Consider the following 14,577-nt stretch of genomic DNA (forward strand, 5'->3'; position numbering starts at 1 on the left):
CTACTTTTTTGCCTGGATCTGATCGAACACACCACCGTCGGCAAAGTGTTCCTGCTGCGCCTTGTCCCACGACCCGAACGCTTCCTGGATGGTCACCAGCTTGATGTCCGGGAAACGCGCCAGATCGGCCGGGTCGGCAAATTCCGGGTGACGCGGGCGATAGAAATGCTTGGCTGCCAGCTTCTGCCCTTCCGGCGCGTACAGATAACGCAGGTAGGCCTCGGCTACATCGCGCGTGCCGTGTTTGTCGACGTTCTTGTCGACCAGCGCCACCGACGGCTCGGCCAGGATCGACAACTTCGGCACCACGATCTCGAACTTGTCCTTGCCCAGTTCATCGCGCGCCAGCAGCGCTTCGTTTTCCCAGGCCAGCAGCACATCGCCGATACCACGCTGCACGAAGGTCGTCGTGGCACCGCGCGCGCCCGTATCCAGCACCGGCACGTTGCGGAACAGCGCCTGCATGTAGCGCACGATGCGCTCGCGGTCGCCCTTGAAGATGCGGTCGGCATACGCCCAGGCGGCCAGGTAGTTCCAGCGCGCGCCGCCGGAGGTCTTGGGGTTGGGCGTCACCACCGCCACGCCGGAGCGCAGCAGATCCGGCCAATCGTGGATGTTCTTCGGGTTGCCCTTGCGCACCAGGAACACGATCGTCGAGGTGTACGGGGCGCTATTGTCGGGCAGGCGTTTTTCCCAATCGCTGTCGATCAGCTTGGCCTTCTCGGCGATTGCGTCCACGTCGTAGGCCAGCGCCAACGTGACCACATCGGCCTCGATGCCGTCGATCACTGCGCGCGCCTGTTTGCCGGAGCCGCCGTGCGAGGTTTCCACCGTCACCGTGTCCTGCGGATGTTGCTGCTTCCAATGCGCGGCGAACGCGCTGTTGTAGTCGCGATAGAACTCGCGGGTGGGGTCATAGCTCACATTGAGCAGACCGATGTCGCGCGCGCCAGCCGGGCCGGCCAGGGCCAGCAAGCTGCACAACAGGATCGACACGAAGCGGTAGCGGGGGTGGGTCACAGCAATCTCCTGGCCGGTTGGGCGCAGCTGAACAGCAAGCATGCCATGCTGCGCAGCGCTACGCGGGCGGTGAAATGACATACACGCCTGCGCTTATACCGATTTTGCATGACGTAGTGGTATGCCGCCGTGATCGTTAAAATCGCGCTTCTTTCTGCCACTGCGATCGCCATGACCAACGCTCCCGCCGCGCTGACCGCCCATTACGCCGCCGAACTGGAGGCGATCCAGGCCCAGGGCCTGTTCAAGTCCGAGCGCATCATCACCGGCCCGCAGTCGGCGCAGATCACCCTCGCCGACGGCCGCAGCGTGCTCAACTTCTGCGCCAACAACTATCTGGGCCTGGCCGACCATCCGGACATCATCCAGGCCGCCAAGGACGCACTGGACACGCACGGCTTCGGCATGGCCTCGGTGCGCTTCATCTGCGGCACCCAGGATTTGCATAAGCAACTCGAGCGCACCATCGCCGACTTCTTCGGCACCGAGGACACCATCCTCTATGCCGCCTGTTTCGATGCCAACGGTGGCCTGTTCGAACCGTTGCTCGGCGAGCACGACGCCATCATCTCCGACGCGCTCAACCACGCCTCGATCATCGACGGCGTACGCCTGTGCAAGGCCAAGCGCTTCCGCTACGCCAACTGCGACATGGCCGACCTGGAAGCGCAGCTGCAGGCCGCCGATGCCGCCGGTTGCAAGACCAAGCTGATCACCAGCGACGGCGTATTCTCGATGGACGGCTTCATCGCCCCGCTGGACGAGATCACCGCCCTCGCCCGCAAGTACAACGCGCTGGTGCATATCGACGAATGCCATGCCACCGGCTTTTTGGGCGCTACCGGCCGCGGCTCGGCCGAGGTCAAGGGCGTGCTGGACCAGATCGATATCTTCACCGGCACGCTGGGCAAGGCGATGGGCGGCGCACTGGGCGGCTTCACCACCGCCAAGCGTGAAGTCATCGAACTGCTGCGCCAGCGCTCGCGTCCTTATCTTTTTTCCAATTCACTGCCGCCGCACGTGGTGGCCGCAGGCATCAAGGCGTTCGACATGCTGGATGCCGCCGGCGAGCTGCGCACGCAACTGGTCGAGAACACGCGTTACTTCCGCGAGCGCATGACCGCCGCTGGCTTCGACGTCAAACCTGGCGTGCATCCGATCAGCCCGGTGATGCTCTACGACGCACCGCTGGCGCAACAATTCGCCGAGCGCTTGCTGGAAGAAGGCATCTACGCCATCGGCTTCTTCTTCCCGGTGGTGCCCAAGGGCCAGGCGCGCATCCGCACCCAGATCAGCGCCGCGCACACCCGCGAGCATCTGGATCAGGCGATCGCTGCATTCATCAAGATCGGCCGCGAACTCGACGTCATCAAAGACTAATGCGCACGGTGCTGCGCCAACGGCTGTTGCTGGCGGCGCACACCGATGCCCAGGCGCATTTACTGGACGGCAGTTGGGAAACCCGCTGCCTGCATTGCCGTCGGCGCTTGCAGCTGCGCGCCGATGGCGAACCGCTCGGCCACACCACCCTGGAACACGTAATCCCGCAGGCCTGGTTCGGCCGTCACGCGGCGGCCGCGCTGTGCGCGATGGTCGGCGACGATGCGAATGCGGCGCGCAACCTTGCCCTGGCCTGTGCCAGCTGCAATCACGCCAAAGGTCGCCGTCACGATGCCAACGGCGCCGGCGACGCACGTGCTTTTGAAGTCGTCAGCGCCTTGCTCAGCGCGCGTCTGGCGCGCTGGCGGGAGCCGCCGTCAGCGCCCTGACTTCCTCGGCGCTGAGCATGCGCCACGCACCCTTGCCCAACTCACCCATCGCCAGCGCGCCGATCGCCACCCGCACCAGCCGCAGCACCCCGATCTCCAGCGCCGCCAACAAGCGACGGATCTGCCGATTGCGGCCCTCGTCCAACACGATCTCCAGCCACGCATTGCGCTCGCCTTCGCGCAGCACGCCAACGTGCTTGGCGCGCAGCAGCGCACCATCGCTCTCAGGATCGGGATCGACCACACCGGCCTGCAACTGTGCCAGTTGCTCGGCACTCGGGCGGCAATCGATCTGCACGTGATAGGTCTTGTCCGGCCCGGTCGCAGGGTCGGTCACCGCCGCTGCCCATTGCGGGTCGTTACTGAAGAGCAGCAGCCCTTCGCTGGCCTTGTCCAATCGCCCGACCGGCGCGATCCACGGCAATCCGGCACCATCGAAGCAGCGATACACCGTGTCCCTGCCCTGCTCGTCGCGCACGGTCGTGACCACGCCGCGCGGCTTGTTGAGCATCAGATAGCAGCGCGCCGGCCCTGCCAACGGCTGCCCGTCGACGGTGATGCTCGACTGCTGATCGGCGCGGATTGGATATTCGGGGTCGTGCACCACACGCGCAGCCACGCTGACCCGCCCTTCGGCGATCCAGCGTGCCGCTTCGGTACGCGAACACACGCCCAATTTGGACAGCACGCGCGCCAGCCCGTGGCGCGGTGCGCTGGTCGCCGTGGCCGTCGCGGAGGCGCGCGAAGCACCAGCCGGACCACGCTTGCGTTGCCGGGACGTCGCCGGCGGAGGCCGCCGGGTCATGCCGTCCCGACCGTGCCGCTTACTTGTTTTCGACCGACTTGACGTCGGCCGCAGGCGTTGCAGTTGCCGCAGCGGCCGGAGCCGGCGCAGCCACCGGACGCGCCTTGACCACACGCACACCGCGCGCCTTCATCCAGGCATCGAATTCTTCGGCGGTCATGCGCTTGCCGTTCTGACTCATGTCAAAGCGCCACGGCGTGTTGTCGAATGCAGTGGTGGCCTTGTAGGCGGCCGGATCGTTCGAATTGACGGTGCCGCCGGGCGGAATCACCTTGGCCAGATCCTGGCAGCCTTCCACACGCAACCGCAGCAGCACGCGGTCCACCGATTGCTCGCTGGTATAGGGCTGGGCCAACACGCCGGTGGGCATGCCCAGCTGGACGCTACGGGTGTAGAACTCGGCGGCCGCCGGCGCAATCACCGTGGCAGGCAACGGCAGCGGCTGGGACACCGTGCTGCCGGCGCAGTTCGGGGCGGCGTAAGCGGCAGGAATCAAAGCGAGACAGAGCAAACCTGCCGTGGCGGTACGCAGCATCGGGTTCTTCCAATTATGAGTTTGGTGTTGACGCGGCGAGTGTAGGCAGCGATGAACGCTGTTTCAACCGGAACCGTGCCTGGATGGCAACACAGACAGGATTGGCGGCGACTCGACGCACTTTTCCTGGTCCTACAAAGACAAAACCCGGCACAAGGCCGGGTTTTGTATGTAACAGCTAGCGGTCCAATTAGTTCTGGACGTTCAGCTCGGTACGACGGTTCTTCGCACGGCCTTCCGGATTGTCGGAACCATCCGGGTTGGCGTTCGGAGCAATCGGACGGCTCTCGCCGTAGCCGATCGGGCCGACCAGACGCGACGCATCAACGCCGTTCTTGGTCAGGTAGTCATACACGGTGGTCGCACGACGCTCGGACAGCTTCTGGTTGTACGCGTCGGTACCCTTCGAGTCGGTGTGACCGGCAACCTCGACCTTCAGGTCGGGGTAACGCTTCAGGATCTCGGTCGCTTCGCTCAGGATGGACTGTGCGTCCGGACGCAGGGTCGACTTGTTGAAGTCGAAGTTCACGCCCTTCAGGTCGATCGACACAGGAACCGGGCAACCGTCCGGACCGATGGTCTGGCCAGGCTGCGAAGCCGGGCACTTGTCGTCGCAGTTGTTGACGCCGTCACCGTCGTCATCCAGGTCTGCGCAGCTCGGAGCAACCGGAGCCGGAGCCGGCGGCGGAGCGGTCGACGGAGCCGGTCCCAACGGGATCACGACGCCGACCGAAGCCAGCACGTCGCCGAACCAGTCTTCCTGCGGAGCAGCAACGCTCTGGTCGTTGAAGTCAGCGCGGTAGGCCAACTCGGCACGCACGGCAACGCGCTTGTCGAAGGTGGTCTGCAGACCGACACCAGCCTTGGCGGCAAAGTTGCCGTCTTTCTGCTGGCCCGGCGAAACCGGGTTCGGGGTTGCGTCGAACTCTTCTTCCGAACGCTGGTAGCCCAGGCCGAACAGGAGGTAGGGGTTCCAGCCGCGGCCTTCAGCGATGAAGTGGCGACGCAGGTCGAACGAGATGCCGTACTGGCTCCAGTTCTGGTCCTGGTTGGCATCGAAATTCGGGTTCTGATAGTTCAGCTCGCCGTCGATCGACCAGTTCGGGCTGACAAACTTGCCCAGACCCAGGGTCACGAACGGAGCATCATTGGTCAGACGATCGCTGTCCTGGAAGTTGAAGCCAGCGCTACCGGTCAGGTACCAACGGTCATCGAATTCCTGCGCGGAAGCAGCCTGGGCAAACGCCAGGCCGCCAAGCAACGCGGCAGTGAGAATTTTCTTGTTCATGTATACAGCTCCTTCTTTGGGAGATAAACCGATAGAGGCATTGTTCTTGGTAAAGATGCTCGTCACATCCAGAGCCATCGGGGCGCAGATTAAGCCGGCTTCAGTGAAGATCGCGTTAACGGACATATAACATGTGGAAGCAATCAACAGAGACGGCGATCCCACTCAATACTACGTATACAGCTTCATGAAGGAAAGGACCGGGCGCCCAGTTAGCACAATTGCCTCGCATGAACGGCAGCCCAATTAAGCCAGTTGAATACGCTTGCGCTCTGACCCCCGGGGGACAGGCGGCATGACTCCGCGACCACATTGGTGAATGCGAGCCCTAGTCCGAGCTGAATTGTGGGCTTGGTGGTTGCGGGCCAACAGCATCACAACGCACCCTGAACTCCCCCACACAGAGCGCCTCGATGAAAGCCATCGCCATCACTCGCCATCTTCCAATCGACGATCCCGAGTCGCTGCTTGACATGGAGCTTCCGACGCCTGCGGCGCCGTCCGGGTATGACTTATTAGTGCGTGTGGAGGCGATATCGGTGAATCCGGTCGACGCCAAGGTGCGTGCGCCCAAGCCGCAAACGCTGGATGCGCCGAAAATTCTCGGCTACGACGCCGCTGGCGTGGTCGAAGCAGTGGGCCCGGAGGTCACTGCATTCGTGGTGGGCGACGAGGTCTATTACGCAGGAGATATCGGAAGGCCGGGCAGCAACGCGCAGTACCAATTGGTCGATGCGCGCATCGCCGGCTGCAAGCCGACCTCGCTCAGCTTCGCCGAGGCGGCTGCGTTGCCGCTGACCACGCTGACCGCGTGGGAGTTGTTGTTCCAGCGCATGCCGTTCGCCTTCGACGGCGCACGCAATCGCGGCAAGCACTTATTGATCATCGGGGGTGCCGGTGGCGTGGGCTCCATTGCGATCCAGCTGGCGCGGCATGCCGGCTTCACGGTCATCGCCACGGCATCGCGGCCGGAGACGATTGAATGGGTGCGCCAGATGGGCGCGCAGCATGTGATCGATCACCACCAACCGTTGCACCCGCAATTGCAGGCGCTAGGCCTGCAGAGTGTGGATGCGGCGCTCAATCTGGCCGACACCGACCGCTACTGGCAGCAGTTGGGCGAGATCCTGGCACCCCAGGGACACGTGGGCTTGATCGTGGAGCCGCGCGGCCCGCTGTCGATTGGCGACCCCTACAAATCCAAGTGCATCGGCATCCACTGGGAACTGATGTTCACCCGCGCCCGTTATGCAACAGAAGACATGGTCGAGCAGCACCGCATCCTCAATCGTGCCGCCAGCCTGATCGATGCCGGCGAACTGCGCACCACGCAGACCGAGACGCTGTCGCCGATCAATGCGCAGCAGTTGCGCGAGGCGCATCGGCGGCTGGAAAGCGGCAGCACGATCGGCAAGTTGGTGCTGGCGGGCTGGTAATCGGCGTCACTGGTTTAGTTTGCCCGCTGCGTTTGCGCGGGCTTGCGGGTCCGGCCCTCTCCAGCAGACTGCCGCCAGCACTGGCCGCGTGCGTCAAGACTTGCCGACACGCCCGTTTGCCTGCATCGTGCGCACTCCGTACGCCAGCGTATCCATATCATGTCGCCCGCCACCGGCCTGCCTGACTCGCCCTACCCGCACCTGTTCACCCCACTCGATCTGGGTTTCACGCAATTGCGCAACCGCGTCCTGATGGGCTCGATGCACACCGGTCTTGAAGACCGTGCGCGCGATTTCCCCAAACTGGCCGCGTATTTCGCCGAGCGCGCGGCCGGCGGCGTCGGGCTGATCGTCACCGGTGGGTTTTCGCCGAATGTGGTGGGCTGGCTCAAGCCGTTCGGCGGCAAGCTGTCGTGGCCGTGGGAAGTGCGCCCGCATCGTCAGGTCACCCGTGCGGTGCACGCACATGGCGCCAAGATCTGCCTGCAGCTGCTACACGCCGGGCGCTACGCCTATCACCCGTTGTCGGTGGCGCCGTCTAGGCTCAAGGCGCCGATCAACCCGTTCACTCCGCGCGCGTTGTCGGCCCGTGCGGTGGATCGGCAGATCGCGGCCTATGCGCGCGCGGCGCGGCTGGCGCGCGAGGCCGGTTACGACGGCGTGGAAGTGATGGGGTCGGAAGGCTATCTGATCAACGAATTCACCGCCGCGCGCACCAACCAGCGCAGCGATGCCTGGGGCGGCGATGCGACCAAGCGCATGCGCTTTGCGGTGGAGATCGTGCGACGCATCCGCGAGGCCTGCGGGCCGGACTTCATCATCATCTACCGGCTATCGCTGGTGGATCTTGTCGATGACGGCAACCAGTGGCAGGAGATCCTTGCGCAGGCGCAGGCAATCGAGGCGGCCGGCGCCACCATCATCAATTCCGGCATTGGCTGGCACGAGGCGCGCATCCCGACCATCGCCACCTCGGTGCCGCGCGCGGCGTTTGCCGGGGTGACCGCCAAGCTCAAGCCGCACCTGCGCATCCCGGTGGTGGCAACCAACCGCATCAACATGCCGGAAGTGGCCGAGCGCATCCTGGCCGACGGCGCAGCCGACATGGTGTCGCTGGCGCGCCCACTGTTGGCCGACCCTCAATGGGCCAACAAGGCCAGCGCCGGCCAATCGCACACGATCAATACGTGCATCGCCTGCAACCAGGCCTGCCTGGATCATGTGTTCGACAACAAGTTGGCCAGCTGCCTAGTCAACCCACGCGCAGTGCACGAAACCGAGCTGATCTACACACCGACCACCACGCCAAAGCGCATCGCGGTGGTCGGTGCAGGCCCTGCAGGACTGGCCTGCGCAACGGTGGCGGCCGAGCGCGGCCACCAGGTGACCTTGTTCGATGCAAGCGATGAAATCGGCGGGCAATTCAATGTCGCAAAACGCATTCCGGGCAAGGAAGAATTCAACGAGACGCTGCGCTATTTCGGTCACCGTATCGAAGCCACCGGCGTAGCGCTGCGGCTGCAGACACGCGTGCAGGCGGACGACCTCAAGGCCTTCGATGAGATCGTGCTGGCCACCGGCATCGAGCCGCGCAAGGTGGACTTCCCCGGTGCCGATCATCCGATGGTGGTCAATTACCTGGACGTCGTGCTGGGCCGCCATGTAGCGGCCGAGAAGGTCGCCATCATCGGCGCCGGCGGGATCGGTTTCGATGTCGGCGAATTTCTGGTGCACGAAGGCGTCTCGCCATCGCTGGATCCGGCGCGCTGGATGGCCGAATGGGGCGTGGACCCCAGCTTCGAAACACGCGGCGCGTTGGCCAAACCGCAACCCGAGCGCCCTGCCCGTCAGGTCTGGCTGCTGCAGCGCAGCCCCGGCAAACCCGGCGCGCGTCTGGGCAAGACCACCGGCTGGATCCACCGCGCCACGCTCAAGGCCAAGGGCGTCAAGATGCTCGGCGGCGTGGCGTATCTGGGCGTTGACGATACCGGTCTGCGGATCCGCGTGGAAGGCACCGAACAACTGCTCGATGTCGGCACGGTGGTGGTCTGCGCCGGGCAGGAACCGCGTCGCGAGCTGCTTGCCGCGCTGCAGGCAAACGGACAGCAACCGCATCTGATCGGCGGTGCGGATGTTGCCGCCGAACTGGATGCCAAGCGTGCGATCAATCAGGCGTGCCGGTTGGCGGCAACCTTGTAACGCGCTTGCACGCGATGTCGTAGAAGCTACAGCCGTTCTTCATTACAACGCCAGAGCGGGTTTGTGCGTCTGCAAGAGAGCCGCATTGGTTTCACTTCGATGCTGATATCGGCGGTCTTTAAGGCAACCGCCGGTCTGCTCGGCAGACGCTTGCGCAAGTGCACGCGCGGGCGTCTTAAAGCGGCTAACAAAACTAGCGAGCAGTCGTCAGGTAGGCGTGGATGGCGCGCTCAGAACCGCAATGTACGAGTGGTACATGCCGATTCCTAGCACCGGCCGCACCCACGTGGCGGTGAGCGCAGTAGCTTTGTTAGCCGCTTTAGACAGAGACAGATCGGTGCCGGCGTCGACGCTGCCATCAACAGCGCGACACCACCGGGTACGCCGCTGGTCGGAGCATGCTCGGTACATTCTTTTTTCTGTCGCGCGGCTCGGCTATAAACCCGGCATGCCATCGACCCGGACTGCATCGCCGCCGCCTACACTCCCGCCCGCAGCGTTGCTGGCCTACGCTGCGGCGCATTTCGGCAAGAGCCTGCTCTGGTACACCGCAGAATTGCTGCTGATTTTTGCGTTGACCGAATACGTCGGACTGGGCGCGATTGCGGCCGGCGTCTCGGTCGCCGGCGGCCTGGTCGTGAGCGCAGTGATGGGCGTGTTCGCAGCGAAGCGCTGGAGTGCTGGCGCCAGCCTGGCGTGGGCTGGGCGGTCGCAATGGCGCGGCATTGCGTTGGCAGCTGTCGCTTTGTCGTTGGTCTTTGTCACGCCGGCATTTCCGCCCGATATCCGCTTGATCAGCGTCCTGCTACTCAGCCTGCCGTTCCGCGCCGCATATGCGATCGGCGACGTGGCTCAGAACACCTTGTTGGGAATGGGGCACTGGCCTTGGCATGGCGCGCGCGGCGTCAGTGCGCTGCGTCTGATCGGGAGCGGGTTGGCCGCGTTGCTGGTCAGCGCAGCGATCGGCCTGCTACTGAAAGACGGCACTAACACCGCCGCATCGACTGCACTGATGATCGTCGCGCTCTCCGGCAGCATCGCACTGCTATCGGCGTGGTGGTTACGGCAGACGCTGCAGCGCCACGTACACGTACACGTGCTTGCAAGCGCTGCAACACCGCCATCCGCGCCACGATGGCAGCGCGATCAGTTGCTGCCGTTGGCCGTCATCGCAGCACTGGCGTTGGCGCTGCCGACATTTACCAAATTGGCGCCGTATCTGGCGCAGTCGCGTATGGGCTCGGCGGGATGGGGTAGCGCGGTGTTGATTGCCTATGCGCTTGGCAGCGTCTTCGTGCAGCCCTTGGCTGCCCGCTGGCCGACTGTGGCAATGCGTCGACTAGGCGTCAGCGGAGCGGCGTTGGCCGCACTTGGGCTGGTGTTCGCCATGGCTGTCTCTCGCCACACCGTGGTGGATGCCAGCCTGGCCTTCGGCATGGGTCTGGCGGCGGGCAGTGCCGGGCAATGGGTCTGGGCACGGCATGCAGAACTCGCCTCGCGCCACGGCCCAGCACAGCAGGCGCGCGGATTCGCCGCACTCACTGCCACCGCCCAACTTGCATTGGCAGCAGGCAGTGCATTGATCGGATTGCTACTTGGCGCATCCGACTATCGCTCTGGTCACAACGCACATCTGGCGTGGGCAATGGCATTGGGTCCGATGATTTGCGGTGTGCTGTGCGTGTTGATCGCCTGGGCCGGCAGCACCTTTGTGATGTCTGGAAAACGCCGGTCTGTCGCAGCGCTGCCTTCGCGCCACGTGTAATCGTCCCGATACCGCACCAAGAGCTTCAGCGATTGCGCCTGACATTCTTCGCTGATTGCGATGCGCATCAGCAATCGCACTGCATGCAGTACATGCACAAAATCTCGGTGCCACACTGAATTGAGGCGACTCATTCATTACGCACGATGCGGTCAAAACTTTAGCGACTCAGAGCAGCTGACAAAACATCGTCGTACGCTGCTGACACCGATACGCCTGCGCGAAGCTATCAATGCAAGCCATGTGCGGACCATTGTGTTAAGCACATCGGTCTGCACATCTCGATATGTCATCAACGCGCCTGAAGTCGGCGCTTAAGCACACTAGCAAGTGATGATGGCGTGTAGAACAGAACACATTTGTTGCGGCATACGCACTTTTTCATGCATGCAACGCAAGACAATTACCCTGCACACTTGCCACACATCGCATGCGTATCGCGCAGTTCTAAATTTCAATATGTGCAGTCGCTACATCGATGCGACGCATCTCAATGTTGCATCGCAAAGCTCTCATCCAGCGAAGCACTAGACACAGCAGGCAATCACGCGCGTCAACCCTGCCCATTCAGCAGGGATTATGTGATCGCCGCCTACCTTGCGCCAACTTTTTGACCCACCGCATTTGGTGGGCACCTTCGGCAGATGTGTCTTTCGCCGGAGACTTGGCGGCCCTTGGCAGGTCGCCTCCCCATGACGCCAAGCCCTTCGCACTGGTGCATCCACTTTGGATGGCCTGCGGATCGGCCCATACGGAGCAAGGAGTTCTATGAAACTGGCTTGGATACTTTGGCTGTCGCAATTATTGCCGCAGCCGGCTGCAGATTCGTTGTGTTTGAGTACCACCGTATACCTGGAAGCACGCGACCAGACCGTACGTGGCCAACAAGCCGTTGCAGAAGTCGCGTTGCGTCGTCTGGACAGTGGTTTGTGGGGCGATTCGATGTGTCAGGTGGTCACCGCGCGCAAGCAGTTCGCGCCGACCATCGTGTCACCGGGAACTCAGCTCAAGAATGACGATGCCTGGAACAAGGCGTTAGGTGTGGCATTGGCCGCAGAGCGCAACTGGGCGTTACCGGTAGGCCAACGCAAAGAGATCGTGCCAGGCGCGAGCCACTTTGCCGCCAGCGCGATTGCGAGCCCCAGCTGGCGCAATGCGTATCAGGTTGCCACCATCGGCGACCACACGTTCTATCGCGTGCAGAAGCTGCGTCCACGCACTGCATCCTGACTCCTTCCACGCACGCGCGCATGCGTTGCCGCTAAGCTTGCGCCTTCGTTCTCGCGTGGAATTCCTATGAAGCTGTACACCAAGCCCGGCGCGTGCTCGCTGGCAGATCACATCGTGTTGCGCTGGTCGGGCCTGCCGTTCGAGTTGACCGTTGTCGATGCCGCCACGATGAAGTCCCCCGAGTATCTGCGCCTGAATCCGGCCGGCGCGGTTCCGCTGTTGGTGGTCGACGATTGGGCGTTGAATCAGAACGCGGCCATCCTCAACTACATCGCCGACATTGCACCGCTTACCGGTCTGTCCGGCGACGGCACTGCGCGCAGCCGCGCCGAGATCAATCGCTGGATCGCCTTCGCCAATGCCGATGTGCATCCGACGTTCAAGCCGATCTTCGGCAGCACTGCGTATCTGCAGGACGACGCACTGCTTGCGCGCAGCCACGACGACGCACGCAGCAAGTTGCGCACCTTGTACGAACGTGCCAACACGCATCTGCAGGATCGTACCTGGCTGGCCAGCGACACCCATACCGGTGCCGATGCGTATCTGTTCGTGACCTTGTTGTGGGCGCAGAAGGTCGGCGTGGATCTGAGTGGCTTGAATGCACTGGATGCGTTCGTGCAGCGCATGCTGGCCGATGCCGATGTGCAGGCCGCATTGAAGGCCGAAGGTCTGGCGTAAGCCGAGCGCATCGCGCGAGTTGATCAGAGTGCGGCGGCAGCCCCTACCGCACGGAGAGTCCCACATCGACGTGCGTGATTGATTTTTGGCGCCACAACGCAACGCATCACCTACACGACGCATAAAAAACGCCGGGCACTGCCCGGCGTTTTCGTTACAACCTAAAGCAAAACTCAGCCCAGCAGATGCGACACGCCGCTGCGCTCTTCTTCCAGCTCGGCCAGGGTCTTGTCGATGTACTTCTGGCTGAAGTCGTCGATCGGCAGATCCTTGACCAGGGTGTACTCGCCATTGGCGGTGATCACCGGGAAGCCGAAGATCACGCCTTCGGGAATGCCGTAGGAGCCGTCGGACGGCACGCCCATGGTCACCCACTTGCCGTCGCTGCCCAGCACCCAATCACGCACGTGATCGATGGCGGCATTGGCGGCCGACGCAGCCGAGGACAGGCCGCGTGCTTCGATGATCGCCGCGCCGCGCTTGCCCACGGTCGGGATGAAGGTGGACGCGTTCCATTCCTGGTCGTTGATCGCATCGCCGATGGAGGCGCCATCGGAGGTGGCGAAACGGTAGTCCGGGTACATGGTCGGGCTGTGGTTGCCCCACACCACCAGCTTCTCGATACCGCCGACCGGCTTGCCGAGCTTTTGCGACAGCTGGCTCAGCGCGCGGTTGTGGTCCAGACGCAGCATGGCGGTGAAGTTCTTCGGGTTCAGATCCGGCGCCGACTTCATTGCGATGTAGGCATTGGTGTTGGCCGGGTTGCCGACCACCAGCACCTTGACCTCACGCTTGGCGACCTTGTTCAGGGCAGCGCCCTGCGCGGTGAAGATCTTGGCGTTCTCCAGCAGCAGGTCCTTGCGCTCCATGCCCGGGCCGCGCGGACGCGCGCCAACCAGCAGCGCAACGTCGATGTCCTTGAACGCCACTTCGGCGTCGTCGGTGCCGACCACGCCGGCCAGCAGCGGGAATGCGCAGTCTTCCAGCTCCATGATCACGCCCTTGAGCGCGGCCTGGGCCTTTTCATTTGACAGTTCCAGCAATTGCAGGATCACCGGCTGATCCTTGCCCAGCATTTCGCCGGAGGCGATGCGGAACAGCAGGGCATAGCCGATCTGGCCGGCAGCGCCGGTCACGGCAACACGAACAGGTGCTTTCATGGGGAGTTTCCTCTGCTAAAAAACGTGGGTGGAGGTGCACGCTGGCGTGGCGCAAGGCCTGGCGGCGCGCAATGACAAGCGAACGGCCGCACTTGGCGGCCGTTCGGGGAAAGACATCAGGCGGCGAGGATCTTGTTCCACTCCGCGACGCGGTCGGCCTTGGCGGCCAGCACGGCGTCGGTATCGCCTTCGATCGTCACCTTGTTGATCACATCGCCCTGGGCGACCGCATCGACCACGTCCAGGCCCTGGGTGACCTTGCCGAACACGGTGTGCTTGCCGTCCAGCCAGTTGGTGGCGACATGGGTGATGAAGAACTGGCTGCCGTTGGTGTTGGGGCCGGCATTGGCCATGGACAGCACGCCGCGGTCGTGACCGACGCCGTTGTTGGCTTCATCTTCGAAACGATAGCCCGGGCCGCCGCGGCCGGAGCCTTCCGGGCAGCCGCCCTGGATCATGAAGTCGGCGATGACGCGGTGGAAGCTCAGGCCGTCGTAGAAGCCGCGCTGGACCAGGTTGACGAAGTTGGCAACGGTCAGCGGGGCCTTGTCGGCGAACAGCTCAACCACGATTGGGCCGCGGGTGGTGTCGAAATGGGCAATCAGGGACATGGAAATCCTTGCAGGTTTCAGGGTGTATGACAGCCCATTAGAATACACCCGGGCGTGCAGCCGGCCGTGCAGACGTAC

At 63.3% G+C, this 14,577-nt stretch carries 13 protein-coding genes and 1 other RNA gene; 7 read left to right on the forward strand and 7 right to left on the reverse strand.

The window, feature by feature from the left end:
• On the reverse strand, positions 1-1,101 hold the full coding sequence (locus AC1PLU_RS17590; protein WP_074056781.1) for a sulfate ABC transporter substrate-binding protein: 1,101 nt from the start codon (positions 1,099-1,101) through the stop codon (positions 1-3).
• A 90-nt stretch (positions 1,102-1,191) separates the two neighbouring features.
• On the opposite strand from AC1PLU_RS17590, the gene kbl reads away from it, so the two are divergent.
• Both kbl and AC1PLU_RS17600 read left to right on the forward strand, forming a co-directional pair.
• Positions 1,192-2,400 carry a glycine C-acetyltransferase gene (gene kbl / locus AC1PLU_RS17595; protein ID WP_481106888.1) on the forward strand — a complete coding sequence of 403 codons (1,209 nt, stop codon included), beginning with the start codon at positions 1,192-1,194 and terminating at the stop codon, positions 2,398-2,400.
• Positions 2,400-2,789 carry an HNH endonuclease gene (locus tag AC1PLU_RS17600; RefSeq protein WP_481106889.1) on the forward strand — a complete coding sequence of 130 codons (390 nt, stop codon included), beginning with the start codon at positions 2,400-2,402 and terminating at the stop codon, positions 2,787-2,789. The genes kbl and AC1PLU_RS17600 overlap by 1 nt, the downstream gene beginning before the upstream one ends.
• Here the strand turns inward: AC1PLU_RS17600 and AC1PLU_RS17605 are convergent.
• From AC1PLU_RS17605 to AC1PLU_RS17615, 3 genes are all read right to left on the reverse strand, one after another.
• Entirely contained in the window at positions 2,743-3,594 is an 852-nt protein-coding gene (locus tag AC1PLU_RS17605) for a pseudouridine synthase (protein ID WP_481106890.1), read from the reverse strand. The genes AC1PLU_RS17600 and AC1PLU_RS17605 overlap by 47 nt on opposite strands.
• Before the next feature lie 19 nt (positions 3,595-3,613).
• A complete protein-coding gene (locus AC1PLU_RS17610; protein WP_349778714.1) occupies positions 3,614-4,129 on the reverse strand; it encodes a hypothetical protein in 516 nt (171 codons plus the stop codon).
• 190 nt (positions 4,130-4,319) lie between these two features.
• Positions 4,320-5,417 (reverse strand): OmpA family protein, encoded by a 1,098-nt coding sequence (locus AC1PLU_RS17615; protein ID WP_023902839.1) that lies wholly within the window; start codon positions 5,415-5,417, stop codon positions 4,320-4,322.
• 413 nt (positions 5,418-5,830) lie between these two features.
• Here AC1PLU_RS17615 and AC1PLU_RS17620 point away from each other — a divergent pair, with 413 nt between their 5' ends.
• Complete coding sequence (locus AC1PLU_RS17620) at positions 5,831-6,853, forward strand: zinc-binding alcohol dehydrogenase family protein (RefSeq protein ID WP_176339520.1); 1,023 nt, start codon at positions 5,831-5,833, stop codon at positions 6,851-6,853.
• A gap of 159 nt (positions 6,854-7,012) precedes the next feature.
• Positions 7,013-9,052 (forward strand): 2,4-dienoyl-CoA reductase FMN-binding domain-containing protein, encoded by a 2,040-nt coding sequence (locus AC1PLU_RS17625; RefSeq protein WP_481106891.1) that lies wholly within the window; start codon positions 7,013-7,015, stop codon positions 9,050-9,052.
• 182 nt (positions 9,053-9,234) lie between these two features.
• Here AC1PLU_RS17625 and AC1PLU_RS17630 read toward each other — a convergent pair.
• Positions 9,235-9,310: non-coding RNA, sX9 sRNA (locus tag AC1PLU_RS17630), on the reverse strand.
• Between the two features lie 190 nt (positions 9,311-9,500).
• On the opposite strand from AC1PLU_RS17630, the gene AC1PLU_RS17635 reads away from it, so the two are divergent.
• The 3 genes from AC1PLU_RS17635 (at position 9,501) to AC1PLU_RS17645 (ending at position 12,728) form a co-directional block, all read left to right on the forward strand.
• Positions 9,501-10,817: an MFS transporter gene (locus AC1PLU_RS17635; protein ID WP_481106892.1), complete on the forward strand. Its 1,317-nt coding sequence runs from the start codon at positions 9,501-9,503 to the stop codon at positions 10,815-10,817.
• A 768-nt stretch (positions 10,818-11,585) separates the two neighbouring features.
• Positions 11,586-12,047: a cell wall hydrolase gene (locus AC1PLU_RS17640; RefSeq protein WP_316694014.1), complete on the forward strand. Its 462-nt coding sequence runs from the start codon at positions 11,586-11,588 to the stop codon at positions 12,045-12,047.
• 66 nt (positions 12,048-12,113) lie between these two features.
• Positions 12,114-12,728: a glutathione S-transferase family protein gene (locus AC1PLU_RS17645; protein WP_006450658.1), complete on the forward strand. Its 615-nt coding sequence runs from the start codon at positions 12,114-12,116 to the stop codon at positions 12,726-12,728.
• Positions 12,729-12,901: 173 nt separating this feature from the next.
• Here AC1PLU_RS17645 and AC1PLU_RS17650 read toward each other — a convergent pair whose 3' ends face one another.
• Positions 12,902-13,888 carry a malate dehydrogenase gene (locus tag AC1PLU_RS17650; protein ID WP_481093741.1) on the reverse strand — a complete coding sequence of 329 codons (987 nt, stop codon included), beginning with the start codon at positions 13,886-13,888 and terminating at the stop codon, positions 12,902-12,904.
• Between the two features lie 116 nt (positions 13,889-14,004).
• Positions 14,005-14,499 carry a peptidylprolyl isomerase gene (locus tag AC1PLU_RS17655; protein ID WP_006450656.1) on the reverse strand — a complete coding sequence of 165 codons (495 nt, stop codon included), beginning with the start codon at positions 14,497-14,499 and terminating at the stop codon, positions 14,005-14,007.
• Positions 14,500-14,577 lie beyond the last annotated feature (78 nt).

This window comes from Xanthomonas sp. NCPPB 2933 (assembly GCF_056725225.1).